At 61.7% G+C, this 24329-nt stretch carries 22 protein-coding genes; 3 read left to right on the plus strand and 19 right to left on the minus strand.

Features of this window, described 5'->3' with window-relative positions:
- The first annotated feature begins 47 nt into the window (after positions 1-47).
- Positions 48-911, plus strand: coding sequence for a pirin family protein (locus ACQ4OD_RS12560; RefSeq protein WP_430944380.1), 864 nt, complete (start codon positions 48-50; stop codon positions 909-911).
- Between the two features lie 112 nt (positions 912-1023).
- On the opposite strand, the gene ACQ4OD_RS12565 is transcribed toward ACQ4OD_RS12560, so the two are convergent.
- The 4 genes from ACQ4OD_RS12565 to ACQ4OD_RS12580 form a co-directional block, all read right to left on the minus strand.
- Positions 1024-1749 carry a dienelactone hydrolase family protein gene (locus tag ACQ4OD_RS12565; protein ID WP_430944381.1) on the minus strand — a complete coding sequence of 242 codons (726 nt, stop codon included), beginning with the start codon at positions 1747-1749 and terminating at the stop codon, positions 1024-1026.
- Between the two features lie 101 nt (positions 1750-1850).
- Positions 1851-3758 carry a molecular chaperone HtpG gene (htpG, locus tag ACQ4OD_RS12570; RefSeq protein WP_102684712.1) on the minus strand — a complete coding sequence of 636 codons (1908 nt, stop codon included), beginning with the start codon at positions 3756-3758 and terminating at the stop codon, positions 1851-1853.
- A gap of 93 nt (positions 3759-3851) precedes the next feature.
- On the minus strand, positions 3852-4310 hold the full coding sequence (locus ACQ4OD_RS12575) for a PaaI family thioesterase (RefSeq protein ID WP_110704451.1): 459 nt from the start codon (positions 4308-4310) through the stop codon (positions 3852-3854).
- Positions 4307-4783, minus strand: a complete 477-nt coding sequence (locus tag ACQ4OD_RS12580; protein ID WP_111533203.1) for a PaaI family thioesterase — start codon at positions 4781-4783, stop codon at positions 4307-4309. The genes ACQ4OD_RS12575 and ACQ4OD_RS12580 overlap by 4 nt, the downstream gene beginning before the upstream one ends.
- A gap of 136 nt (positions 4784-4919) precedes the next feature.
- Here ACQ4OD_RS12580 and ACQ4OD_RS12585 point away from each other — a divergent pair, with 136 nt between their 5' ends.
- Positions 4920-5195 (plus strand): hypothetical protein, encoded by a 276-nt coding sequence (locus tag ACQ4OD_RS12585; protein WP_046854770.1) that lies wholly within the window; start codon positions 4920-4922, stop codon positions 5193-5195.
- 67 nt (positions 5196-5262) lie between these two features.
- On the opposite strand, the gene ACQ4OD_RS12590 is transcribed toward ACQ4OD_RS12585, so the two are convergent.
- The 11 genes from ACQ4OD_RS12590 to sdhC form a co-directional block, all read right to left on the minus strand.
- Entirely contained in the window at positions 5263-6012 is a 750-nt protein-coding gene (locus ACQ4OD_RS12590) for a DUF599 domain-containing protein (RefSeq protein ID WP_139669725.1), read from the minus strand.
- A 288-nt stretch (positions 6013-6300) separates the two neighbouring features.
- Complete coding sequence (brnQ, locus tag ACQ4OD_RS12595; protein WP_046854768.1) at positions 6301-7614, minus strand: branched-chain amino acid transport system II carrier protein; 1314 nt, start codon at positions 7612-7614, stop codon at positions 6301-6303.
- A 404-nt stretch (positions 7615-8018) separates the two neighbouring features.
- Positions 8019-8903: a succinate--CoA ligase subunit alpha gene (gene sucD, locus ACQ4OD_RS12600; protein WP_004376004.1), complete on the minus strand. Its 885-nt coding sequence runs from the start codon at positions 8901-8903 to the stop codon at positions 8019-8021.
- Positions 8903-10069 (minus strand): ADP-forming succinate--CoA ligase subunit beta, encoded by a 1167-nt coding sequence (sucC, locus tag ACQ4OD_RS12605; RefSeq protein ID WP_023629628.1) that lies wholly within the window; start codon positions 10067-10069, stop codon positions 8903-8905. Before sucC ends, sucD begins: the two co-directional genes overlap by 1 nt.
- Positions 10070-10241: 172 nt before the next feature.
- Entirely contained in the window at positions 10242-11678 is a 1437-nt protein-coding gene (gene lpdA, locus ACQ4OD_RS12610) for a dihydrolipoyl dehydrogenase (protein WP_102684708.1), read from the minus strand.
- Positions 11679-11768: 90 nt separating this feature from the next.
- The gene (gene odhB, locus ACQ4OD_RS12615) at positions 11769-12992 is read right to left on the minus strand and encodes a 2-oxoglutarate dehydrogenase complex dihydrolipoyllysine-residue succinyltransferase (protein ID WP_430944382.1); all 1224 of its coding nucleotides are present in this window, start codon (positions 12990-12992) and stop codon (positions 11769-11771) included.
- A gap of 42 nt (positions 12993-13034) precedes the next feature.
- Positions 13035-15866, minus strand: a complete 2832-nt coding sequence (locus ACQ4OD_RS12620; protein ID WP_102684706.1) for a 2-oxoglutarate dehydrogenase E1 component — start codon at positions 15864-15866, stop codon at positions 13035-13037.
- Positions 15867-16111: 245 nt separating this feature from the next.
- Complete coding sequence (locus ACQ4OD_RS12625; RefSeq protein WP_012315348.1) at positions 16112-16816, minus strand: succinate dehydrogenase iron-sulfur subunit; 705 nt, start codon at positions 16814-16816, stop codon at positions 16112-16114.
- Positions 16817-16827: 11 nt separating this feature from the next.
- Positions 16828-18600 carry a succinate dehydrogenase flavoprotein subunit gene (gene sdhA, locus ACQ4OD_RS12630; protein ID WP_023628895.1) on the minus strand — a complete coding sequence of 591 codons (1773 nt, stop codon included), beginning with the start codon at positions 18598-18600 and terminating at the stop codon, positions 16828-16830.
- A gap of 3 nt (positions 18601-18603) precedes the next feature.
- Positions 18604-18972: a succinate dehydrogenase, hydrophobic membrane anchor protein gene (gene sdhD / locus ACQ4OD_RS12635; RefSeq protein ID WP_023628896.1), complete on the minus strand. Its 369-nt coding sequence runs from the start codon at positions 18970-18972 to the stop codon at positions 18604-18606.
- The gene (gene sdhC / locus ACQ4OD_RS12640) at positions 18966-19352 is read right to left on the minus strand and encodes a succinate dehydrogenase, cytochrome b556 subunit (RefSeq protein WP_023628897.1); all 387 of its coding nucleotides are present in this window, start codon (positions 19350-19352) and stop codon (positions 18966-18968) included. The genes sdhD and sdhC overlap by 7 nt, the downstream gene beginning before the upstream one ends.
- Positions 19353-19704: 352 nt before the next feature.
- On the opposite strand from sdhC, the gene gltA reads away from it, so the two are divergent.
- Entirely contained in the window at positions 19705-20994 is a 1290-nt protein-coding gene (gltA, locus tag ACQ4OD_RS12645) for a citrate synthase (RefSeq protein WP_046854764.1), read from the plus strand.
- A gap of 70 nt (positions 20995-21064) precedes the next feature.
- Here the strand turns inward: gltA and ACQ4OD_RS12650 are convergent, their stop codons facing one another.
- From ACQ4OD_RS12650 to ACQ4OD_RS12665, 4 genes are all read right to left on the minus strand, one after another.
- The gene (locus ACQ4OD_RS12650; RefSeq protein ID WP_110704459.1) at positions 21065-21670 is read right to left on the minus strand and encodes an START domain-containing protein; all 606 of its coding nucleotides are present in this window, start codon (positions 21668-21670) and stop codon (positions 21065-21067) included.
- A gap of 33 nt (positions 21671-21703) precedes the next feature.
- Positions 21704-21958, minus strand: coding sequence for a YkgJ family cysteine cluster protein (locus ACQ4OD_RS12655; protein WP_110704461.1), 255 nt, complete (start codon positions 21956-21958; stop codon positions 21704-21706).
- 107 nt (positions 21959-22065) lie between these two features.
- A complete protein-coding gene (locus ACQ4OD_RS12660) occupies positions 22066-22542 on the minus strand; it encodes a hypothetical protein (RefSeq protein ID WP_430944383.1) in 477 nt (158 codons plus the stop codon).
- Positions 22543-22604: 62 nt separating this feature from the next.
- On the minus strand, positions 22605-24047 hold the full coding sequence (locus tag ACQ4OD_RS12665; RefSeq protein WP_038706507.1) for a PLP-dependent aminotransferase family protein: 1443 nt from the start codon (positions 24045-24047) through the stop codon (positions 22605-22607).
- Between the last annotated feature and the right edge of the window lie 282 nt (positions 24048-24329).

A 24329-nucleotide genomic window follows, 5' to 3' on the forward strand; every position in this document is an offset into this window, starting at 1 on the left:
GGACGGCAAAACGCTATGCTTGCAGGCATCCCTCAAGGAGTGTCGCCATGAGCAGCCCCCTGGTCATCCGCCCACGCGCCGAATCGGTCGAGGGCCAGCCGATCCTGCGTCCGCTGCCCTCGGCGCAGTGCCGCAGCGTAGGGCCTTTCGTGTTCTTCGACCATATGCTGGAAACCGACTATGCACCGGGTCATGGCATGGACATTCGTCAGCACCCGCATATTGGCCTTTCCACCCTCACCTACCTGTTCGAGGGTGAAATCCAGCACAAGGACAGCCTCGGCTCGGACCAGCGCGTGCGCCCGGGAGACGTCAGCTGGATGACCGCCGGAGCGGGCGTGGCGCATGTCGAGCGCACGCCGGCCGAGGTATTCGAGCGCGGCTCGCGACTGCATGGGCTGCAGGTCTGGCTGGCCTCGCCGAAGTCCGATGAGCAGGGCCCGGCAAGCTACAGCCATCATCCGGCCGACAGCCTGCCGGCCAGTGACAGCCTCGGCGTACGGATCCGCATGATCGCCGGCACAGGTTTCTGCCTGGCCTCACCGGTACCGGTGCTCTCCCCCACGCTCTACGCTCATGTGCACATGCAGGCGGCCACCACCCTGATCGTGCCGACGGAACACGCACAGCGCGCGCTGTATCTGCTCGAAGGCGAGTTGATGCTGGATGACGAGGAGGTCGAGCCATGCAGCCTTATCGTGCTGCCCGAGGGCGAAGAGGTGGTGTTGCATGCCGAAGAAACGAGCCAGCTGGTGCTGATCGGCGGCGCGCCGCTGGATGGGCCGCGGCGGATGAACTGGAACTTCGTGGCCAGTGACCCGGGATTGATAGAACAAGCCCGGGCGCGCTGGGCGGCCGGGGATTGGCCAATGGTGCCGGGAGAAAGCGAACGGATCGAATTGCCGCGTTAACGGGGGCCGCTTCGCGACCCATCGCCGGCAAGCCGGCTCCCACAGGGATTTGCATTGCTTCTGTGGGAGCCGGCTTGCCGGCGATGGGCCTGCGCAGCAGGCCCTTGAGCGCTCAGCCTGCGAACACTTCCTTGAGCAAGTTATGCATCGAACGGAATGCCCGCTCCGAGGTGCGCCGGTCATACTGCATCTTGCCCGGCACATTGGCGTTCGGGTCGGTGAACGAGTGCACTGCTCCGCCATAGCTGAGCAACTGCCAGTCAACCTTGGCAGCATTCATCTCTTCTTCGAAGGCTGGCACCTGCTCCCGTGGCACCAGTGGATCGGAGGCACCATGCAGCACCAGCACCGAACCCTTGATGCGCTTGGCATCCTCGGGGTTCGGAGTATCCAGCGTGCCGTGGAACGACACCGCCGCCCTCAGATCGGCGCCGGTGCGGGCAAGCTCCAGGGCACAGCAGCCGCCGAAGCAGAAGCCGAAGGTGGCCACCTTGCCAGGCTCCAACAAGGCCTTCGATTGCCCCACCAACTGCGCCAGCGCTTCCTGCATGCGCTTGCGCAGTTCGGCGCGGTCGTTCTTCAGCGGCATCATCGCCGTACCGGCTTCGTCAGCATTGGACGGCCGCACCGACTGGCCATACAAGTCGGCAATCAGCACCACATAACCTTGCTCGGCCACTTCCTTGGCGATACGTTCGGCGCCCTCGCCGATACCCATCCAGTTCGGCGCCATCACCAGGCCCGGCTGCGGCAGCGCGCCCGGGGCGTAGACCAGGCGGCTTTCGTAAGCCTTTCCTGACAGGTGATAGACCAACGACTCGACGATGACCTTGCTCATTCAGCTCTCCTTGGGCGTTCACGGGTCAGGACAGGATAGATGTATTCGTGGGATCAGCAGACATGAAAAAGCCCGCCGAAGCGGGCTTTTCTTGCCTCAGGTCAAGCCGACAGCTCGACCAGCAGCTTGTTCAGGCGACGCACGTAGGCCGCCGGATCCTTCAAGCTGTCACCGGCCGCCAGGGCCGCCTGGTCGAACAGGATGTGCGAAAGCTCGGCGAAGCGGTCTTCGCTCTGCTCGCCATCGAGCTTCTCGATCAGCGGGTGGCTCGGGTTGAACTCGAAGATCGGCTTGGACTCCGGCACCTTCTGCCCGCTGGCCTCGAGGATCTGGCGCATCTGCAGGCCCAGGTCCTGTTCGCCGATGGCGAGGATCGCCGGCGAGTCGGTCAGGCGGTGCGAGACACGCACCTCGGCAACGCTGTCACCCAGCGCGCCCTTGAGACGCTCGACCAGGCCTTCCTTGTCCTTGGCGACTTCTTCCTGGGCCTTCTTGTCCTCTTCGGAGTCCAGCTTGCCCAGGTCCAGGTCGCCGCGGGCGACGTCGACGAAGGCCTTGCCGTCGAACTCGTTGAGGTAGCTCATCAGCCACTCGTCGATGCGGTCGGTCAGCAGCAGCACTTCGATGCCTTTCTTGCGGAAGACTTCCAGGTGCGGGCTGTTCTTGACCTGGGCGTAGGATTCGCCGGTCAGGAAGTAGATCTTGTCCTGGCCTTCCTTGGCGCGGGCCAGGTAGTCGGCCAGGGCGACGCTCTGTTCGCCGCTGTCGTCATGGGTGGAGGCGAAGCGCAGCAGGCTGGCGATCTTCTCCTTGTTGGCGAAGTCTTCGGCCGGGCCTTCCTTCAGCACCTGGCCGAAGTTCTTCCAGAAGCCCTTGTACTGCTCGGGCTCGTTCTTCGCCAGTTTCTCCAGCATGTCCAGCACGCGCTTGGTCAGCGCGGTCTTCATCGAGTCGATGATCGGGTCTTTCTGCAGAATCTCGCGGGAAACGTTCAGCGACAGGTCGTTGGAGTCGACCACGCCCTTGATGAAGCGCAGGTACAGCGGCAGGAACGACTCTGCCTGATCCATGATGAACACGCGCTGCACGTACAGCTTCAGGCCGCGTGGCGCTTCGCGCTGGTACAGGTCGAACGGCGCGCGGGCCGGCACGTACAGCAGCGAGTTGTACTCCAGCTTGCCTTCGACCTTGTTGTGGCTCCAGGCCAGCGGGTTCTCGAAGTCATGGCCGATGTGCTTGTAGAACTCCTGGTACTCCTCGTCCTTCACCTCGGTGCGCGAACGGGTCCACAGGGCGCTGGCGCGGTTGACGGTTTCCCATTCCTGCGCCGGTTTTTCCTCGCCTTCGGCGGCCTCGGCCTGCTCCTTGGGCAGCTCGATCGGCAGGGCGATGTGGTCGGAGTACTTCTTGACCACGTTGCGCAGGCGCCAGCCATCGGCGAATTCATCCTCGCCCTTCTTCAGGTGCAGGACGATGCGGGTACCGCGCTGCGGCTTGTCGACGGTGGCGACTTCGAACTCGCCCTCGCCTTTCGACGACCAGTGCACGCCCTCGGCGGCCGGCAGCCCGGCGCGACGGCTGAACACGTCGACCTTGTCGGCGACGATGAACGCGGAGTAGAAGCCCACGCCGAACTGACCGATCAGGTGCGAGTCCTTTTTCTGGTCGCCAGTGAGGTTCTTCATGAAGTCGGCAGTGCCGGACTTGGCGATGGTACCCAGGTGCGCGATCACGTCTTCGCGGCTCATGCCGATGCCGTTGTCCTCGAGGGTCACGGTGTTGGCGGCCTTGTCGAAGCTGACGCGGATCTTCAGGTCGGCGTCGCCTTCGAGCAGCTCAGGCTTGGCCAGGGCCTCGAAGCGCAGCTTGTCGGCGGCGTCGGAGGCGTTGGAGATCAGCTCGCGCAGGAAGATCTCCTTGTTCGAATACAGGGAATGGATCATGAGGTGCAGCAGTTGCTTTACCTCGGTCTGAAAGCCCAGGGTTTCTTTTTGAGTCTCCACACTCATGGTCTTCAAAACTCCAATCTGTTGGTTGGTGACGCCTGGCGGCCAGCGGGCCGTTTTTGATGGCGGATGTCCAGCAGATGGGGGCAGCCCTGACTATTTCAAGGGCTTTTCGGGTTCAATCTTGAAATGCGCGCGCGCCGTGGCGATCGGGGTGTCGCGATCGCCCTGCCAGGCGGTAATGGCGACGTTGGTCACCCGCCGCCCCTGGCGCCACAGCTGGCACTGGGCGTAGGTATCGCGGTAAAGGCCGGCACGCAGATAATCGATGGAGAAATCGATGATCTTCGGAATGCTCGCGCTTTCGCTGTAGATCAGCAGGTAGAGCGCCGCGGACAGCTCCATGAACCCGGCGATCACGCCGCCATGAATCGCCGGCAGCAACGGGTTGCCGATATTGTCCGGATTGGCCGGCAGACGGAACAGCAGGTCTTCGCCCTGGCGCTCGCATTCGATACCGATCAATCCGGCATAGGGGATCAACGCCAGCAAGGGCTGGTAATCACCCCGGGCGTGGGCTTGGTTCAGCTGTTGGCGGATATCGGTGGGGATCACGTGCGGCGCTCCTTGAGGCTGTTACCGAAGCGGATGCCGCCCTTGACGTCCTGCCCCAGGCGCATGAAGGTGCCGACCACCTGGCAGATCGGTTGCGAAGGGTCATCCTGGTAGGCCGTCCCCCGGGTGAAGATGACATCGCGGGTCACCCGGTAGCACTGGGCATGGCCATAGATGTCCTTGCCCGCCTCGGCCGGGTGCATGTAGTCGATGCGCAGGTCCAGAGTCGGGCACACTTCGAAGCTGGGCAGCGCGCAGAGCGTGGCCATGCCGCAGGTGGTGTCCATCAGCGTGGTCAGCACACCCCCATGCACCGCGCCATTCTGCGGATTGCCGACAATGGCCGGCGACCAGGGCAGCACCAGGGTCATGCCATCGGCGTCGGCATGCTGCACCCGCATCTGTAATACCTGGCAATGTTTCAATGCCGACAGAAAGCGCTCGGCCATCGCCATCAATGGAGTCTCGTTCATTGTCCGCCGCCGCATAAAATGGGTAAAAAGTCTATATAGGCTGGGCAGTTATATATCTGTAACCTGCGTTGAACTTATTCGCCAGGGGCGTACTCGAAGGAACATACAAAGTTATTCCACCCAGGAGAAACACCCCATGCGTAAACCTTTTGCTTTTGCTCTGATGCTGGCCGCTGCCATGGGCCTGGCTGCTTGCGATAAAGCGAGCGAAGACAAAGCCCAGGACGCACAGCAACATGCCGAGCAAGCCCAAGAGAAGATGGGCGAAGCTCAGGATAAGATGAACGACGCCGCCAAGGAAAACGCCGAAGCCGCCAAAGATCAGGCCGAAGCGCAGCAGAAGGCCGCCGAGGAAGCCGCGCCTTCCACTCCAGCGCCGGCCACTGCACCTGCCGAGCCTGCCAAGCAGTAATCTCGCGGCATAAAAAAACCCGACACTGTCGGGTTTTTTTATGCCTGTCATTTAAAGCTGAAAGGCTTCAGCCTGCACTCTCGGAAGTGTCCCTACTCGCCTCTACCGGTGCACTTTCGGTGGGCGTGAACACCATCACTTCCAGTACATGGGAGTGGAACTCACGGCGATACAGGATGAACACCACGCCCACGCTCATGGCCATGAACAGCCAGGGGCTGATGAACCAGCTCAACATGGCCATGCCGAAGTAATACGAGCGCAACCCCAGGTTGAACTGGTTGGCGGCCAGCGACAGTACCCGCGCCGCCCGGGAGGCGAAAGCCTTGCGCTCGAGTTCGTTGACCTGACGTTCGCCTATCATCGGCGCCGAGCCCACCAACACTGCGGCGAAGTTGTATTGACGCATGCACCAGCTGAAAGTGAAGAACGCATAGACGAACACCGTCGCCAGGCACAGCAGCTTGATTTCCGACATGCCTTGGGACGCCTGCTGCACCAGCGGCAGGTCGGCCAACAGCGACAATGCGCGGTCGGACGCACCGAGCACGGTGAGGATGCCGGCAAGAATGATCAGGGTGCTGGAGGCGAAGAACGATGCGTTGCGCTCCAGGTTGCCTATCACGCTGGCATCAGCGATACGGTTGTCGCGCAGCAGCATGCGGCGCATCCAATCCTCGCGGTAAAGGTGCAACACGCTGGCCAGGCACGCAGTATCGCGCCCCTTCCAGGTGGCATAGCGGGTGTAGCCGCCCCAGCAGATGGCGAACCAGCAGACGGCCAGGAGGTTGCCCAGGTTGCTTTGGATGAAGGTCATGCAGGAATCCCTTTAAAGAGAAACAGACCGGTTTTCGACGCCCGGATTCGTTAAAAGACACGTGTCTGGCGTTCAGTTTTTGCCTGCACTGACCTCATCGCCGGCAAGCCGGCTCCCACAAGGGATCACTGCCCCCTCTGTGGGAGCCGGCTTGCCGGCGATGAGGCCAGGACAGAAAGACGGTAATAAAAAACCCCGCACCTGTTCAGATGCGGGGTTCGGTTTGCCACCCTTGGCTGGCGCCCTTCGGCTTGTGGCCGGCACCAACACCGGGTTCAATCCGTTACGTTAGGCCAGCGCCTCGCGCGGCTTGCCCAGCATGCGGTCGCAGACCACGGCGACAGCCAGGGTGACCACCGATGGCACCAGCCAGGCCATGCCTTCGTTGCTGAACGGCAGGTGAGCCAGGGCGTCAGGCAGTACGTGGGCGAAGCTGCTGCCCTTGATGGCGTCGACAACGCCGAACACCAGCGACACCAGCATGACCGGGGCCAGGATGCGGGTTGGGGAGTTCCACAGGTCCTTCACGAAGCTCAGGCCCACGACCACGATGCACGGCGGGTAGATCGCCGTCAGCACCGGGATCGAGAACATGATCAGCTTGGTCAGGCCCAGGTTGGAGATCACCAGCGAGAAACCAGCCAGGATCACCACCAGGGCACGGTACGACAGCGGCAGGATCTGGCTGAAGTATTCGGCACAGGCGCAGGTCAGACCAACGGCGGTGACCAGGCAGGCCAGTGCGATCAGTACGGCCAGGAAACCACTGCCCAGCGAACCGAAGGTGTGCTGCACATAGGCATGCAATACCATCGCACCGTTGGTGGCATCGGCTGCGATGTCATGGCTGCCCGCACCGAGGCGGAACAGGCTGACATACACCAGGACCAGACCCAGGCCGGCAATCAGGCCCGCAATGATGGCATAGCGAGTGATCAGCTTCGGCGACTCGACGCCACGCGAACGGATGGCATTGACGATGACGATACCGAAGACCAGTGCCCCCAGCGTGTCCATGGTCAGGTAACCATCGGAGAAACCTTTGGAGAACGCGGCGGCGGCGTAGGCAGGCTGGGCCTCACCGATCGTGCCGGCGGGCAATGCGAACGCCGCGATGCCCAGCACAGCCAGGGCGATGATCTTCAAGGGCGCGAGGAAACGCCCCACGGTGTCGAGCAACTTGCCCGGGTACATCGACACGGCCAGGACCACGGCGAAGTACACCACGCTGTAGATGAGCAGTGCCAGCGGGCTTTCACCGGTCAGCGGCGCCACGCCTACTTCGAACGACACGGTCGCGGTGCGTGGGGTTGCGAACAGCGGGCCGACCGAGAGGTAGCACACCGCCGCCAGCAGGCCGCCGAAGAACTTGCCGATCGGGCTGCTCAGGGCGTCCATGCCGCCACCGACCTTGGCCAGGGCGATCACGGTGATGACCGGCAGGCCCACGGCGGTGACCAGGAAGCCGAGTGCGGCCATCCATACGTTCGGGCCAGACTGCAGGCCGACGATAGGCGGGAAGATGATGTTGCCAGCGCCTACGAAAAGCGCAAACGTCATAAAGCCAAGCGCCAGGATATCCTGGCCTTTTAACACTTTCATTTAAGGAAATACCACACTGCTGAAATCGGGAGTCGGAGGGGATTTCCCATAGGATGAAGGGAAATGCTGCCCGGCTTGGTGAGCCAGACCCGTTTAGCGTGTCGTTCCCTTTTGGGGTACGGGCACAGAGTGAACGCGTAGCCTACCTGTTTTGCCCGGCAAACGCACTGGCACAGTGCTGCTTGTCCGATGTGCGTATGTGTTTGTCGTCTTGTTGAACGTGTTAGGCGACCATTTATTGCGTATTCAAACGAATGTCTGGTTGAAAATCCTGATTGTGCCCAACGGATTTTCCTAATGCCTACCGACCTCCTGCTTCAGCCGCGCTCGCCACCCAAGAGACGCAAAACGACAAAGGCCACCCGAAGGTGGCCTTTGTGCGCGTGGGGGGTACTACGTGTTACTTACTTCTTGACTTCCCAGCCAGTCAGCTCGGCCAGGGCCTTGCCGATGTCAGCCAGGGAACGCACGGTTTTCACACCGGCGTCCTGCAGGGCGGCGAACTTCTCGTCCGCGGTACCCTTGCCACCGGAGATGATGGCGCCAGCGTGGCCCATGCGCTTGCCCGCAGGTGCGGTAACACCGGCGATGTAGGAAACGACAGGCTTGGTCACGTTGGCCTTGATGTAGGCCGCGGCTTCTTCTTCAGCGGAACCGCCGATCTCACCGATCATGACGATCGCTTCGGTCTTCGGATCTTCCTGGAACAGCTTCAGGATGTCGATGAAGTTGGAGCCCGGGATCGGGTCACCGCCGATGCCGACGCAGGTCGACTGGCCGAAACCGGCGTCGGTGGTCTGCTTGACAGCTTCGTAGGTCAGGGTGCCGGAACGCGAAACGATACCGACCTTGCCTGGCAGGTGGATGTGACCCGGCATGATGCCGATCTTGCACTCGCCCGGAGTGATCACGCCTGGGCAGTTCGGGCCGATCAGGGTCACACCCAGCTCGTCGCACTTGACCTTGGCGTCCAGCATGTCGAGGGTAGGGATACCCTCGGTGATGCAGACGATCAGCTTGATGCCACCGAAGGCGGCTTCCAGGATCGAGTCCTTGCAGAAAGGAGCCGGTACGTAGATCACCGACGCGTCAGCGCCGGTAGCTTCTACGGCTTCTTTCACGGTGTTGAACACCGGCAGGCCCAGGTGGGTGGTGCCACCCTTGCCCGGGGTGACGCCGCCGACCATCTTGGTGCCGTAGGCGATGGCTTGTTCGGAGTGGAAAGTACCCTGCGAGCCGGTGAAGCCCTGGCAGATGACTTTGGTGTCTTTATTGATCAGGACGCTCATTACTTGCCCTCCGCAGCTTTGACAACTTGTTGAGCAGCGTCGGTCAGGCTGGTTGCCGCAATGATGTTCAAACCGCTTTCTGCCAGTACTTTAGCGCCCAGTTCGGCGTTGTTGCCTTCGAGGCGAACGACGACCGGAACCTTGACGCCGACTTCTTTCACTGCACCGATGATGCCTTCGGCAATCATGTCGCAGCGAACGATGCCGCCGAAGATGTTGACCAGTACGGCCGCGACATTGCTGTCGGACAGGATGATCTTGAACGCTTCGGTAACGCGCTCTTTGGTGGCACCGCCGCCAACGTCGAGGAAGTTGGCAGGCTTGCCGCCGTGCAGGTTGACGATGTCCATGGTACCCATGGCCAGGCCGGCACCGTTGACCATGCAGCCGATGTTGCCTTCGAGGGCAACGTAGTTCAGTTCGAACTTGGCGGCGTGGGCTTCACGGGCGTCGTCCTGCGACGGGTCGTGGAAGGTCTTCAGCTTAGGCTGACGGTACATGGCGTTGGCGTCGATGTTGATCTTGGCATCGAGGCAGTGCAGGTCGCCATCGGCCTTGATCACCAGCGGGTTCACTTCCAGCAGGGCCAGATCGTGATCCTTGAACAGCTTGGCCAGGCCTACGAAGATCTTGGCGAACTGCTGAACTTGCTTGCCTTCCAGGCCCAGCTGGAACGCCAGCTCGCGACCCTGGAACGGCTGAGCGCCGACCAGTGGATCGATGGTGGCCTTGAGGATCTTCTCAGGAGTGTCGTGAGCGACTTTCTCGATGTCCACGCCACCTTCGGTGGAAGCCATGAACACGATGCGGCGGCTCGAACGATCGACTACAGCGCCCAGGTACAGCTCTTTGGCGATGTCAGTGCAGGATTCGACCAGGATCTTGGAAACTGGCTGACCATTGGCGTCGGTCTGGTAGGTAACCAGGTTCTTGCCAAGCCACTGGGCAGCGAACGCCTTGGCGTCTTCCTTGCTGCGAACCAGCTTGACGCCGCCCGCTTTACCGCGACCACCAGCGTGAACCTGGGCTTTTACAACCCACTCGGAACCGCCGATCTTGTCGCAGGCTTCTGCTGCAGCTTCAGGGGTGTCGACTGCGAAACCCTTGGAAACTGGCAGGCCGTATTCAGCGAACAGCTGCTTACCCTGATACTCGTGAAGATTCATGCTTTTTACCGTCTTCGTTAGGTACTGCGCTTCGGCGCTGCGCCATTACTGGCGCCGCACCACCTGTGACCGTTGACCCCGGGTTTTCCCATGTGATCCGGTCCGGCGGACGTTCCGCGGTGAGTCTTGCACGCAAGACCCACGACGGGCAGACCGCCGTGGTTTCTTATAATTAACGCTTCTTACGGTTGGCGACGTGAATGGCACCGCCATTCACCGCCAGCGCTGCTTCATGCAACGCTTCGGACAGGGTCGGATGGCTGAAGACCATCATGCCCAGATCCTCGGCACTGGTGCCGAATTCCATTGCGATCGCGCCCTGCTGTACCAGTTCGGCAGCCGATGGGCCAATCACGTGAACACCCAGGACGCGGTCGGTCTTGGCGTCGGCGATGACCTTGACGAAACCACCGGTATCGTTGGCTGCCATCGCACGGCCGCTGGCCGCGAACGGGAAGGTGCCTACGTTAACCTCAACACCCTCGGCCTTCAAGGCTTGTTCGGTCTTGCCGACCCACGCGATTTCCGGGTGGGTGTAGATGACCGACGGGATCAGGTCGTAGTTCATCTGGGCTTTGTGGCCCTTGATGCGCTCGACGACCATAATGCCCTCTTCCGAGGCCTTGTGCGCCAGCATCATGCCACGCACCACGTCACCGATGGCGAATACGCCCGGAACGCTGGTAGCGCAGTGGTCATCGACGAAGATGTAGCCACGCTCGTCGATGGTCACACCGCTGTCGGCAGCCAGCAGGTCAGTGGTCACCGGACGACGGCCGACCGCGACGATCAGCTTGTCGAAGGTGATCTTCTGCTCGCCTTCGGCGTTGGTGTAGGTGACTTCGACTTCGTTGCCGTTGACTTTCGAGCCGGTGACGCGAGCGCCCAGCTTGATGTCCAGGCCTTGCTTGGTCAGAGTCTTCTGGGCTTCTTTCGACACGGCAGTGTCGGCAGCCATCAGGAAGGTGTCCAGGGCTTCCAGGACGGTGACTTCGGCACCCAGGCGAGCCCAGACCGAGCCCAGTTCCAGGCCGATCACGCCGGCACCGATGACGCCCAGGCGCTTCGGTACAGCCTGGAATTCCAGGGCGCCGGTGGAATCGACGATGACGTTCTGGTCGACCGGAGCCGGTGGAATGTCGATCGGACGCGAGCCGGAAGCCAGGATCACGTTCTCGGCTTCGATGACTTCGGTGGTGCCGTCAGCCTTGGTGACTTCGACTTTCTTGCCGGCCAGCAGCTTGCCATGGCCCTGGATCGAAGTGACGCCGTTGGCCTTGAACAGGGTGGCAACACCGCCGGTCAGGTTCTTGACGATGCCGGCCTTGCGGCCAACCATCGCGGCGACGTCCATCTTCACTTCACCCGTGGAGATACCGTGGACGTTGAAGCTCTCTTTGGCTTCCTTGTACTTCCAGGAGCTGTCCAGCAGCGCCTTGGAAGGAATGCAACCTACGTTCAGGCAGGTGCCGCCCAGGGCCAGCTTGCCCTCGGCGTCGGTGTACTTCTCGATACAGGCAGTCTTCAGACCGAGTTGGGCAGCCTTGATGGCGGCAACATAGCCGCCAGGACCTGCACCAATCACCACTACGTCGAATTTCTGGGTCATAAAAGATTCCTTATCAGCTACAAGCTACAAGCCGCGTACCGCACAGCCCCGTCTCTTGAAGAACGGGGCCGGCGGCGCGCAGCTAGTTGATTAGATGTCCAGCAGCAGGCGAGACGGATCTTCCAGCAGGTTCTTGATGGTCACCAGGAAGGTTACCGCTTCCTTGCCGTCGATCAGGCGGTGGTCGTAGGACAGCGCCAGGTACATCATTGGGCGGATCACCACTTGGCCATTGATGGCCATCGGGCGCTGGATGATGTTGTGCATGCCCAGGATCGCGGCCTGCGGCGGGTTGACGATCGGAGTCGACATCATCGAGCCGAAGGTACCACCGTTGGTGATGGTGAAGGTACCGCCAGTCATTTCTTCGATGGCCAGCTTGCCGTCACGGGCCTTCTTGCCGAAGGTAGCGATGCCGTTCTCGATTTCCGCCAGGCTCATCGACTCGGCGTTGCGCAGTACCGGCACCACCAGGCCACGGTCGCTGGAAACAGCGACGCCAACGTCTGCATAACCGTGGTAGACGATGTCGTTGCCGTCGATCGAGGCGTTGACCGCCGGGAAGCGCTTCAGCGCCTCGGTGGCGGCCTTGACGAAGAACGACATGAAGCCCAGGCGCACGCCGTTGTGGGTCTTCTCGAACAGGTCCTTGTACTTCGAACGCAGGGCCATGACTTCGGTCATGTCGACTTCGTTGAAGGTGGTCAGCATCGCCATGTTCGACTGGGCTTCGACCAGACGCTCGGCGATCTTGGCGCGCAGGCGGGTCATCGGCACACGCTTCTCGGTACGGTCGCCAGCGGCGGCGACGACCGGAGCAGCGGCGGCGGCAGCGGCCGGCTTGGCAGCTGGAGCCGGAGCCGACTTTTTGTTGGCGACGGCGGCGACGACGTCTTCCTTGGTGATGCGACCGCCCTTGCCGGTGCCGGCAACGGTAGCCAGGTCGATACCGTTCTCTTCAGCCAGCTTGCGCGCGGCAGGTGCGGCAACCGGGTCGTCTTCGCCAGCGTCGGCGGCGACAGCAGCGGCTGGAGCGGCAGCGGCCGGGGCGGCAGCTGGAGCAGCGGCGGCAGCGCCGCCTTCCACGATCGAGCCCAGCACTTCGTCGGACAGGACGGTATCGCCCTCGCCCTTGACGATGGCGCCCAGCACGCCGTCGGCGGTGGCCAGGACTTCCAGCACGACTTTGTCGGTTTCGATGTCGACGATCAGCTCGTCACGCTTGACGGCGTCGCCCGGCTGTTTGTGCCAGGTGGCAACGGTGCCATCGGCAACCGATTCCGGGAAGGTTGGGGCTTTGATCTCGATAGCCATTATCTGTGTTTCCTTAAATTCGGTTTCAGGTGCGCGAAGGCGTTAGACAGTAAACGCGTCTTGCAGCAGTTTTTCCTGCTGTTCGGCGTGCTTCGATGCGTAACCACAGGCTGGCGCGGCGGACGCGTCGCGGCCGGCGTATTCCAGGACCAGTGCCTTGTTGTGGCGGCCCAGGATACGGCGCATGTGGTGCTGGCTGCTGTACCAGGCGCCCTGGTTCATCGGCTCTTCCTGACACCACACTGCATGCTTGAGGTTGGTGTAAGGCGCCAGGATTTCGACCAGGTCGTCCTCAGGGAACGGATACAGCTGTTCGATACGCACGATGGCGATGTCTTCACGGCCTTCGGCACGGCGTTTTTCCAGCAGGTCGTAGTAGACCTTGCCGCCGCACAGGACCAGGCGTTCGACCTTGGCCGGATCGAGGGTATCGATTTCCGGGATCACGGTCTGGAACGAGCCTTCGGCCAGGTCTTCCAGGGTCGAGATGGCCAGCTTGTGGCGCAGCAGCGACTTCGGCGTCAGCACGACCAACGGCTTGCGCAGCGGGCGGATGACCTGGCGACGCAGCAGGTGGTAGATCTGTGCTGGAGTGGTCGGCACGCACACCTGGATGTTGTGCTCGGCGCAAAGCTGCAGGTAACGCTCCAGACGCGCGGAGGAGTGCTCCGGGCCCTGCCCTTCATAACCGTGTGGCAGCAGCATGGTCAGACCGCACAGACGGCCCCACTTGTGCTCGCCGCTGGTGATGAACTGGTCGATCACCACTTGCGCGCCGTTGGCGAAGTCGCCGAACTGGGCTTCCCAGATCACCAGCGCGTTCGGCGTGGTGGTCGAGTAGCCGTATTCGAAAGCCAGTACCGCTTCTTCCGAAAGGAAGGAGTCGTACAGGTCGAAGCGCGGCTGGCCCGGGAACAGGTTCTTCAGCGGGACGTAGGTGCTGGCGTCCTTCTGGTTGTGCAGCACCGCGTGACGGTGCGAGAAGGTGCCACGGCCGATGTCCTGGCCGGTCATGCGGATCGGGTGACCCTCGAACTGCAGGGTGGCGTAGGCCATGGTCTCGGCGTAACCCCAGTTGATCGGCAAGCCGCCGGCTTGCATCTTCTGGCGGTCTTCGTAGATCTTCGCGACCTGACGCTGGACGACGAAGCCCTCTGGCAGTTCTAGCAGCTTGGCCGACAGTTCCTGCAGGGTCTTGAGGTCGAAGCGGGTGTCGTGACGCGCGGTCCATGCATGGCCCAGGTAGGGGCGCCAGTCGACGAACAGCTCGCGGTTCGGCTCCTTGACCAGGCTCTTGACGACGTGCAGGCCGTTGTCCAGGGCGTTGCGGTACTCGTCGATCTTGGCCTGGGCGCGTTCGGCATCGATGCGGCCGGCACTGATCAGTTGCTCAGCGTACAGCTCACGTGTGGTGCGCTGCTTGCTGATCTGCTGGTACATCAGCGGCTGGGTGCCGTTCGGCTCGTCGGCCTCGTTGTGGCCACGGCGGCGGTAGCAGACCAGGTCGATGACCACGTCACGCTTGAACTGCATGCGGTAATCGATGGCCAGCTGGGTGACGAACATCACCGCTTCCGGATCGTCGCCGTTCACGTGCAGGATCGGAGCCTGGATCATCTTGGCAACGTCGGTGGCGTACTCGGTGGAGCGCGCGTCCAGCGGGTTGCTGATGGTGAAGCCGACCTGGTTGTTGATCACGATGTGCACGGTGCCGCCGGTCTTGAAACCGCGGGTCTGCGACATCTGGAAGGTTTCCATGACCACGCCCTGGCCGGCGAACGCCGCGTCGCCGTGGATCGAGATCGGCAGGACCTTGTCGCCAACGCTGTCGTTGCGGCGATCCTGGCGGGCGCGAACCGAACCTTCAACCACTGGCGAGACGATTTCCAGGTGGGAGGGGTTGAACGCCATGGCCAGGTGAACTTCGCCACCGGGGGTCATCACGTTGGAGGAGAAGCCCTGGTGATACTTCACGTCACCGGAGCCCAGCTCGTTCATCTTCTTGCCTTCGAACTCGTCGAACAGCTCGCGCGGGTTCTTGCCGAAGGTGTTGACGAGCACGTTCAGGCGGCCACGGTGGGCCATGCCGATCACGACTTCCTTGGTACCGTAGGAACCGGAGCGCTGGATCATTTCGTCCAGCATCGGGATCAGGCTCTCGCCGCCTTCCAGGCCGAAGCGCTTGGTGCCCGGGTACTTGGTGCCCAGGTACTTCTCCAGGCCCTCACCGGCCGTGACGCGCTCGAGCAGGTGCGCCTGCACATCGGCGGAGAATTCCGGACGGCCACGCACGCTTTCCAGGCGCTGCTGGAACCAGCTGCGCTGCTCGGAATCGACGATGTGGGTGAATTCGGCACCAATGGTGCGACAATATGTCTTCTCGAGCGCCTCGAAGATTTCGCGTAGGCTCGCTTCCTCTTTGCCGATGAACAGGTCGCCGGCACGGAAGGTCGTATCAAGATCGGCATTGGTCAAGCCGTAATGATTGATCGACAGGTCTACGGGCGCAGGACGCTGCCACAACCCCAACGGGTCGAGCTTGGCAGCCTGATGGCCGCGCATACGATAGGCCTGGATCAGTCGCAGCACTTCAACCTGCTTCTTCTCGTGCTCTGTGCTCACGCTCCCGGCGGAAACCGGTTGGGCGCGGCGCTGGTTCTTTGCCAGCAATACGAAATGGTCGCGGATCGTCGAGTGCGATACATCGGTAGCGGTGCTGCCGTCGGCGGGCAACTTCTGGAAGTAGGTGCGCCACTCTTCTGGCACAGCGTTAGGGTCGTGCAGGTAGAGCTCATAAAGCTCTTCCACATATGCAGCGTTACCACCTGAAAGGTGGGCGCTTTCCCACATGCGCTGCATCACGCTTTCTTGCATGCTTGGTCACCCTCGGTTAGGGGACTGATCGGCGAGAGCCACAGCAAACCTGGAAAAGTCCGAACACAGCGACTGAACCACGCCACCTGGATCCTGCTGATTTTCCGGGTACCAGCCCGGAAGCCCCTGCTGGTCTCATATCTTCATAGGTAATGAGCGCGGGCTTTGTGGGCCCTTGCTCGGGTTTTACCTCAGTGCGGGCTCACCACCCGCACCTCGGCTTACTGCAGGTACAACGTTTTGAATCAGGTGCCGCTCTGCAGCAGCATGTTACGTACGTGGCCGATAGCCTTGGTCGGGTTCAGACCCTTCGGGCAAACGTTCACGCAGTTCATGATCCCGCGGCAGCGGAATACGCTGAACGGGTCATCCAGGGACGCCAGGCGCTCCTGAGTCTTGGTGTCACGGCTGTCGGCCAGGAAGCGATAGGCCTGCAGCAGTGCGGCGGGGCCCAGGAACTTGTCCGGGTTCCACCAGAACGATGGGCAGGAGGTCGAGCAGCAAGCGCACAGGATGCACTCGTACAGACCGTCCAGCTTGTCGCGGTCTTCCGGCGACTGCAGACGCTCGATGGCCGGAGCCGGCGTGTCGTTCTGCAGGAACGGCTTCACCTTCTCGTACTGCTTGTAGAAGATGCTCATATCGACCACCAGGTCACGAATGACCGGCAGACCAGGCAGCGGGCGCAGCACCAGCTTGTTGCCCTTGACCACGCCCGACAGCGGGGTGATGCAGGCCAGGCCGTTCTTGCCGTTCATGTTCATGCCATCGGAACCGCACACGCCTTCACGGCAGGAGCGACGGTACGAGAAGCCCTCGTCCTTTTCCTTGATCAGTGCCAGCACGTCCAGAACCATCAGGTCCTTGCCGCCGGTATCGACGTCGAACGACTCCATCTTGGGCGCCGAGTCGGTGTCGGGGTTGTAGCGATAAACTTCGACTTTCAACATAGCAGCCACCCTTAGTAAGTCCGGACTTTTGGTTCGAAGGCAGGAACTGTCTTCGGCGCAAAGTTGACGCCGCGCTTGGCAACGCGCTTCTCACCCGGGTAGTACAGGGTGTGGCACAGCCAGTTCTCGTCGTCACGGTCTTCGAAGTCTTCACGGGCGTGCGCGCCGCGGGACTCTTTACGGGCTTCGGCCGCGATGGCGGTAGCTTCGGCGACTTCCAGCAGGTTCTGCAGCTCCAGCGCTTCGATACGCGCGGTGTTGAAGGCCTGGGACTTGTCGTTGATCTTGACGTTGGCGATGCGGTCACGCAGGCCAGCCAGCTGCTCGATACCCTTCTGCATGTATTCGCCGGTACGGAATACACCGAAGTAGTTCTGCATGCAGCTCTGCAGCTCGCGCTTCAGACTTGCCACGTCTTCGCCACTGGTACGCTCGTTGAGCTTGTTCAGGCGGTTCAGGGCAACATCGACGTCGGTATCGCTGGCATCGCGGTACTCGACGCCTTCGGTCAGCGCCTTTTCCAGGTGCAGGCCGGCGGCACGACCGAATACAACCAGGTCGAGCAGCGAGTTGCCGCCCAGGCGGTTGGCGCCATGGACCGACACACAGGCCACTTCACCCACGGCGAACAGACCCGGGATGATGTGGTCCTTGCCTTCGGCGTCCATGGTGATGGCCTGGCCATGAATGTTGGTGGCAACGCCGCCCATCATGTAATGGCAGGTCGGCACGACCGGAACCGGGGCGACCACCGGGTCGACGTGGGCGAAGGTCTTGGACAGCTCGCAGATACCTGGCAGGCGGCTGTGCAGCACTTCCTCGCCCAGGTGATCCAGCTTCAGCAGCACGTGGTCCTTGTTCGGGCCCACGCCGTTGCCGGCGATGATTTCCTTGACCATGGAACGGGCGACCACGTCGCGGCCGGCCAGGTCTTTCGCGTTCGGCGCGTAACGCTCCATGAAGCGCTCGCCGTGGGCGTTGATCAGGTAGCCACCTTCACCGCGGCAACCTTCGGTGACCAGTACACCGGCGCCGGCGATGCCGGTCGGGTGGAACTGCCACATCTCGATGTCCTGCACCGGCACGCCGGCACGCAGGGCCATGCCGATACCGTCACCGGTATTGATCAGGGCGTTGGTGGTGGAGGCGTAGATACGGCCAGCACCGCCAGTCGCCAGCACGGTGGCCTTGGACTTGATGTACATGGTTTCGCCGGTTTCGATGCAGATCGCGATCACACCGACGAACGCGCCGTCCTGGTTCTTCACCAGGTCAACGGCGTAGTACTCGTTGAGGAAGGTGGTGCCTGCCTTCAGGTTGCCCTGGTACAGGGTGTGCAGCAGCGCGTGACCGGTACGGTCGGAGGCTGCGCAGGTACGGGCAGCCTGGCCGCCCTTGCCGAAGTCCTTGGACTGGCCACCGAACGGACGCTGGTAGATACGACCGGTTTCGGTACGCGAGAACGGCAGGCCCATGTGGTCCAGCTCGAAGACCGCGGCAGGGCCTTCCTGACACATGTATTCGATAGCGTCCTGGTCACCGATGTAGTCGGAACCCTTGACGGTATCGTACATGTGCCAGCGCCAGTCGTCGTTCGGGTCGGCCGAAGCGATGGCGCAGGTGATGCCGCCCTGGGCGGAAACGGTATGCGAACGGGTCGGGAACACCTTGGTGACTACGGCGGTCTTGTGGCCGCCTTGAGCCAGTTGCAGTGCTGCGCGCATGCCGGCGCCGCCACCACCGATGATGATGGCGTCGAAGGAAATGGTTGGAATGTTAGCCATGAATCAGATACCCCAGAGAATCTGCACACCCCAGACGAAGTAAGCGAACATCGCAACGCCGCATACCGCCTGGAACAGGAAACGAATCGCAGTCGCCGACTTGCCGAACGCCATCGGCGTCAGGTAGTCGGTGGCAATGGTCCACATGCCGACCCAGGCGTGGGCGCCCAGGGCAACGAGGGCCAGCAGACTGAAGATGCGCATCGCGTTGTTGGTGAACAGAGCGTGCCACTGGGCGTAGTCGATGCCCGGGTGGGCGGCGAGGTAGCCGATCAGGAAAATGAAGTAAGCCGCGAGAACGACCGCCGAGACGCGCTGCGCCATCCAGTCGTAGAGGCCCGAACGCGACAGGTTCGTGACGTTAGTTACCATACCCAAACTCCTGCCAGAACGATCAGCACCACGGAGATGACGATCACGATTTTCGAGCCCAGCTTGCCGCCTTCCAGCGTCTCACCGACACCCATGTCCATGATCAGGTGGCGCACACCTGCCACGAGGTGGTACAGCAGGCCGGACAGCAGGCCCCAGGTCACCAGTTTGGCCAGCGGACTGGTCAGACACGCCTTCACCTCGGCAAAGCCTTCCTCCGAACCCAGCGACTTGCCCAGTGCGTACAGCATGATGGCAAGGCCGAGGAAGAGGATGACGCCGGAAATACGGTGAAGAATGGACGTGTACGCGGTGATCGGGAGTTTGATGGTCCTTAGGTCTAGGTTTACAGGTCGTTGGCTTTTCACGGCTTTTTTCACACTGAAGAGCCCCTAGCTAACAGGGCAAAGTTGTTGGTAAGTGTACTGGTCAGGTACCCACCACCCAGGAGAGCGACGACACCCAGCAGGGCGGGCTTGAAAGCCCCTGGGAGTCGGCTGCCGAGTATAGACAGTTAGGCTGCTTATGACAACGTGAGGGGCTAGCCCAAATAGCGCATTGCCTTTAAGGGACAAAAGGCGTAAACGGGCGAGAATTTCGTGAAAAATCAGGCCTCAGAGGGCGTTTCAACCAGCCTTTAGGCAAATTGACATTCGAATTTATCCCTCTATAGTGGTGCGGGCCCTGCGTGGGGGGTCTGTCTGATGATTTCAAGCATTAATAGGAGGCCACATGGCTGACAAAAAAGCGCAGTTGATCATCGAGGGCGCTGCCCCCGTCGAGCTGCCCATTTTAACCGGCACCGTTGGTCCCGATGTTATCGACGTCCGCGGGTTGGGGGCATCAGGCCACTTCACCTTCGACCCTGGTTTCATGGCGACCGCCTCGTGCGAGTCGAAGATCACCTACATCGATGGCGACAAGGGCGTGCTGCTGCACCGCGGCTACCCGATCGAACAGCTCGCCGAACAGTCGGACTACCTCGAGACCTGCTACCTGCTGCTCAACGGCGAACTGCCGAATGCCGAGCAGAAGGCCCAGTTCGTCAGCACCGTGAAGAACCACACCATGGTTCACGAGCAGCTGAAGTCGTTCTTCAACGGATTCCGCCGCGACGCCCACCCCATGGCAGTGATGTGCGGCGTGGTCGGCGCCCTGTCGGCGTTCTATCACGACTCGCTGGACATCAATAACCCGCAGCACCGCGAAATCTCCGCGGTACGCCTGGTCGCGAAAATGCCGACCCTTGCCGCGATGGTCTACAAGTACTCCATGGGCCAACCCATGATGTACCCGCGCAATGACCTGTCGTACGCGGAAAACTTCCTGCACATGATGTTCAACACCCCGTGCGAGATTAAACCGATCAGCCCGGTGCTGGCCAAGGCGATGGACCGGATCTTCATCCTCCACGCCGACCACGAGCAGAACGCCTCCACCTCCACCGTACGCCTGGCGGGCTCCTCGGGCGCCAACCCGTTCGCCTGTATCGCCGCCGGCATCGCCGCACTGTGGGGCCCGGCCCACGGCGGTGCGAACGAAGCCGTACTGACCATGCTCGATGAAATCGGCGATGTCTCGAACATCGACAAGTTCATCGCCAAGGCCAAGGACAAGAACGATCCGTTCAAGCTCATGGGCTTCGGTCACCGCGTGTACAAGAACCGCGACCCGCGCGCCACCGTGATGAAGAAGACCTGCGACGAAGTGCTCAGCGAGCTGGGCATCAAGAACGACCCGCAGCTGGAACTGGCCATGCGCCTGGAAGAGATCGCCCTGACCGATCCGTACTTCGTCGAGCGCTCGCTGTACCCGAACGTCGACTTCTACTCGGGCATCATCCTCAAGGCCATCGGTATTCCGACCAGCATGTTCACCGTGATCTTCGCCCTGGCACGTACCGTCGGCTGGATCTCGCACTGGAAGGAAATGCTCTCCAGCCCATACAAGATCGGCCGCCCACGCCAGCTGTACACCGGCTACGAGCAGCGTGACATCGTCGAGCTGAAAGACCGCAAGTAAGCCCTGTCGGCCGAACGCTAAAAAGGCTGCCCTCGGGCAGCCTTTCTTGTTTCTGCGTTACCGGCGCCGATCACTGCTTCTCGGCACGCTCCTTCAACCCCTTCAGGGTATTGAACGGCGCATCCACCACGAACTTGTTGGCCAACCAGGACGGCACACTGCCACCTGGCTCGGTGTGCACCTGGTAGGTCACCTCGGTGCTGTCACCCTTGGGCACCAGCTTCCAGTAGCCCTCCACCTGGGCGACACGCACGAAGCCCTTTTCCTCCGGCAGATACTTCGGCTGCTCCTCAAGCTTGCGGGTCAGGCTGCCATCAGCCTCCTGGACAGTGGTCACATGCAGGACAGAATCGCGCGGCGTCACAGGCCATGGTGTATTGAACTGGGTGTAGGTCCAGCTCTGGTCGCCCTCGCTCTTGAGCAGTTTCTGCGACTTGCACTCGTGGATCCAGGCGCAGGCCCCCGCCACGTCCTCCTGCAGCGCCTTGACCTTGGCCAGCGGCGCTTTGATCACGGTCACGCCACGGTAGGCCTTGTACTTGGAACCGGCCACCTCGCTGAGGGACACCTTGATCCCCTCCTCGTCCTTGGCCACCTGCCAGTTCTCGGCCCAAGCCGTCGGTGCCAGCACGACACCCATGCCACACAGCAGTGCAATACGCTTGATCGATCTCATCATCTTGTTCCTTGTTGTCGAGGATCCAACCTGTCACGCCGCCGTCATCTGCTCCAGCCACCCGATGATGCGGATGGCCTCGTCACGATCGTTGCCACAGATGTCCGCTTCCGCCTTGAAGCCGCCACACACTTTGGGCCGTTCGGGCTTGCCGAACAGCGCACAAAGGTTTTCGACATTAAGGTGCAGGCAGCGTTCGCCAGCTGGCTTGCCCTGCGGCATGCCGGGGATAGGCGAACTGATGGACGGGGCGATGCAACAGGCACCGCAGCCCTCGCGGCATTTCATGACAACAGGACTCCCAGGAGCAAAACGGGACGAACGTCCCTGGATACTAACCGCTCAAACATATGTTTGAAATTGCCGAGCGAATGAAAAAGACGGTGACCCGGCAGTCAGTTGCGGAATTCGAAATCGATCGCCGCGCCGTCGACGTCGCGCCGGCTGTCGTTGCGCAACTGCAACTGCATTTCGTTGCTGATCAGCCGGCCGTTGAGCTGGAACGGGCTGCTGTCGGATTCCGGCTTGGTGGGGAACATCGACGGCAGCAGAGGTTTGCGCACCACCGGCCCGTCACCCAGGTCCGGCTCGAGGTGCCTGACCATTTCACTCGGCAGGCTCAGGTCGATCTTCGACTTGGGTAGCGATTTGGCGACAGCCTTGCTGACAGGTTTGGCCTTCACCTTGGGCTTGGCCTTTGGTTTGGCCTTTGGTTTGGCCTTGGGCTTGGCTGTCGGCTTGGCTGCAGCCTTGGCCGGCGACTTGTGCACCCCCTGCGCCTTGATTGCAGGCTCGGCAGCCTGCACGGCTCCGGCCGGCAGCCAGGGCAACGCGCAACACAGGGCAATGACAAGAGGACGAAACAGGTTCATGGGTACCGGGAGCTTAAGCTGCAAAACGCGTATGCTCCCTGTTCCCCGCTCATCTGACAAGCCTACAAAAGTGAACCTGTCGGCTCGCGGCACAATTGTTGGGCCAGCAGCCCCAGGGTCATCACTGCGCGCTCCGCCTCGCGGTTCCAGGGAATACCGCAATTGAGCCGGATACAGTGGTTGAACTGCTCCGTATTACTGAAGATCAGCCCCGGCGCGATGCTGATCCCCTGTTCCAGCGCCCGCACATGCAGCTCCTGGGTATTGACTCGCCCTGGCAGGCTGACCCAAAGAATGAAGCCGCCGGTGGGCCGGGTCATCTGCGTGCCTTCGGGGAAGTGCTGCTGCACCGCCAGCTGGTAGGCACTGAGGTTCTTGCGATACTCCTGGCGAATGTAGCGCAGGTGGCGATCGTAGCCGCCGTTCTCCAGGTAGGCAGCCACCGCCATCTGCGTGACACTGCAGGCCGAGTGGGTGGTGAAGGTCTGCAGGCGCTGGATCTCGTCCTGGTAGCGCCCGGCGATCATCCAGCCGACCCGCACCCCTGGCGACAGGGTCTTGGAGAAGCTCGAGCAGTAGATCACCCGGTCGAGGCGATCGAACGCCTTGAGCGCCTTGGTGCGCCCCTGCTCGAACATCAGCTCACCGTAGATATCATCCTCGACGATCTGTATGTCGAAGTCCGAGGCCAGGCGCAGCAACTGCTTCTGCCGCTCCTCGGGGATGGTGCCGCCCAAGGGATTGCTCAAGCGCGCCGTCAGTACCAGCGCCTTGATCGACCACTGGTTGGCTGCCAGTTGCAGGGCTTCCAGGCTGATACCGGTAGACGGGTCGCTGGGAATCTCGATGACCTTGAGCCCCAGCAGGTCGGCCAGCTGCAGCAGGCCATAGTAGGTGGGCGACTCGGCCGCGATCAGGTCGCCCGGTCGGGTCAGCACCCGCAGCGCCATCTGCAGGGCATCGACGCAGCCGTGGGTCACCACCACCTCACGCGGATCGACCAGCACGCCGGCATCACGCATGCGAATGGCGATCTGCCGGCGCAGCGGTTCGAAACCCGGGCTGAACATGTAGCTGAAGGCACGCGGGCTGTGGAAGCGCGTCACCTTGGCCAATTGCTGGTGCAGGGCACGCACGGGCAGGTAGTCCACATGCGGCACCGCGGCGCCGAATGGGAAAACCCCATCGCGCCGCGCCTCGACCAGCACTTGCTGGATGATGCTTGCCCGGGTGACCAGGCCCGGGCGCTCGACCCGCGCGATATCCGGGGTCTGCGCCGTCAACGCCGGGGTCTGGTGGACGTAGTAGCCGGACTGCGGCCGGGCACGGATCAGGCCCTGGTCCTCGAGATTGGCGTACGCCTGCAGCACGGTGGCATGGCTGACATTGAGCTGCGCGCTCATCTTGCGCACCGACGGCACCCGCTCCCCCGGCTGGTAGACACCCCGGCGGATGTCATCGGCCAGTTGCTGGGCAATGCGCTGGTACAGCAGCAGGTTGGTCATGGCGTGTTCTCGAAGCGCTGACGGGTCATTGTTCTTGTGTGGCTCACTGCGGGGCCAGAATACCGTAACAGTTACGAAGTGTACTGGGACAGATCGGAGAATAGCCAACAATACAGTTACGTGACAGAGAAGTGATAGCCGACCACGTCGGCGCGCCGACGAACGCTCAAATCACCTTTGATTCTACCGTTGCCGTTGCCGTTGCCGTTGCCGTTGCCGTTGCCGTTGCCGTTGCCGATCAGGAGTCTAGCGCCATACCCAGCTAGCGACAGCTGCGTCAGC

This window comes from Pseudomonas sp. WC1 (assembly GCF_050586565.1).
Classification (GTDB): domain Bacteria; phylum Pseudomonadota; class Gammaproteobacteria; order Pseudomonadales; family Pseudomonadaceae; genus Aquipseudomonas.

Bases quoted from the DNA above. Each gene is read 5' to 3' on its own strand.
- ACQ4OD_RS12560 (WP_430944380.1), top strand. From the start codon at position 48: ATGAGCAGCCCCCTGGTCATCCGCCCACGCGCCGAATCGGTCGAGGGC.
- ACQ4OD_RS12565 (WP_430944381.1), bottom strand. From the start codon at position 1,749: ATGAGCAAGGTCATCGTCGAGTCGTTGGTCTATCACCTGTCAGGAAAG.
- htpG (WP_102684712.1), bottom strand. From the start codon at position 3,758: ATGAGTGTGGAGACTCAAAAAGAAACCCTGGGCTTTCAGACCGAGGTA.
- ACQ4OD_RS12580 (WP_111533203.1), bottom strand. From the start codon at position 4,783: ATGAACGAGACTCCATTGATGGCGATGGCCGAGCGCTTTCTGTCGGCA.
- ACQ4OD_RS12585 (WP_046854770.1), top strand. From the start codon at position 4,920: ATGCGTAAACCTTTTGCTTTTGCTCTGATGCTGGCCGCTGCCATGGGC.
- ACQ4OD_RS12590 (WP_139669725.1), bottom strand. From the start codon at position 6,012: ATGACCTTCATCCAAAGCAACCTGGGCAACCTCCTGGCCGTCTGCTGG.
- brnQ (WP_046854768.1), bottom strand. From the start codon at position 7,614: ATGAAAGTGTTAAAAGGCCAGGATATCCTGGCGCTTGGCTTTATGACG.
- sucD (WP_004376004.1), bottom strand. From the start codon at position 8,903: ATGAGCGTCCTGATCAATAAAGACACCAAAGTCATCTGCCAGGGCTTC.
- sucC (WP_023629628.1), bottom strand. From the start codon at position 10,069: ATGAATCTTCACGAGTATCAGGGTAAGCAGCTGTTCGCTGAATACGGC.
- lpdA (WP_102684708.1), bottom strand. From the start codon at position 11,678: ATGACCCAGAAATTCGACGTAGTGGTGATTGGTGCAGGTCCTGGCGGC.
- odhB (WP_430944382.1), bottom strand. From the start codon at position 12,992: ATGGCTATCGAGATCAAAGCCCCAACCTTCCCGGAATCGGTTGCCGAT.
- ACQ4OD_RS12620 (WP_102684706.1), bottom strand. From the start codon at position 15,866: ATGCAAGAAAGCGTGATGCAGCGCATGTGGGAAAGCGCCCACCTTTCA.
- ACQ4OD_RS12625 (WP_012315348.1), bottom strand. From the start codon at position 16,816: ATGTTGAAAGTCGAAGTTTATCGCTACAACCCCGACACCGACTCGGCG.
- sdhA (WP_023628895.1), bottom strand. From the start codon at position 18,600: ATGGCTAACATTCCAACCATTTCCTTCGACGCCATCATCATCGGTGGT.
- sdhD (WP_023628896.1), bottom strand. From the start codon at position 18,972: ATGGTAACTAACGTCACGAACCTGTCGCGTTCGGGCCTCTACGACTGG.
- gltA (WP_046854764.1), top strand. From the start codon at position 19,705: ATGGCTGACAAAAAAGCGCAGTTGATCATCGAGGGCGCTGCCCCCGTC.
- ACQ4OD_RS12650 (WP_110704459.1), bottom strand. From the start codon at position 21,670: ATGAGATCGATCAAGCGTATTGCACTGCTGTGTGGCATGGGTGTCGTG.
- ACQ4OD_RS12655 (WP_110704461.1), bottom strand. From the start codon at position 21,958: ATGAAATGCCGCGAGGGCTGCGGTGCCTGTTGCATCGCCCCGTCCATC.
- ACQ4OD_RS12660 (WP_430944383.1), bottom strand. From the start codon at position 22,542: ATGAACCTGTTTCGTCCTCTTGTCATTGCCCTGTGTTGCGCGTTGCCC.
- ACQ4OD_RS12665 (WP_038706507.1), bottom strand. From the start codon at position 24,047: ATGACCAACCTGCTGCTGTACCAGCGCATTGCCCAGCAACTGGCCGAT.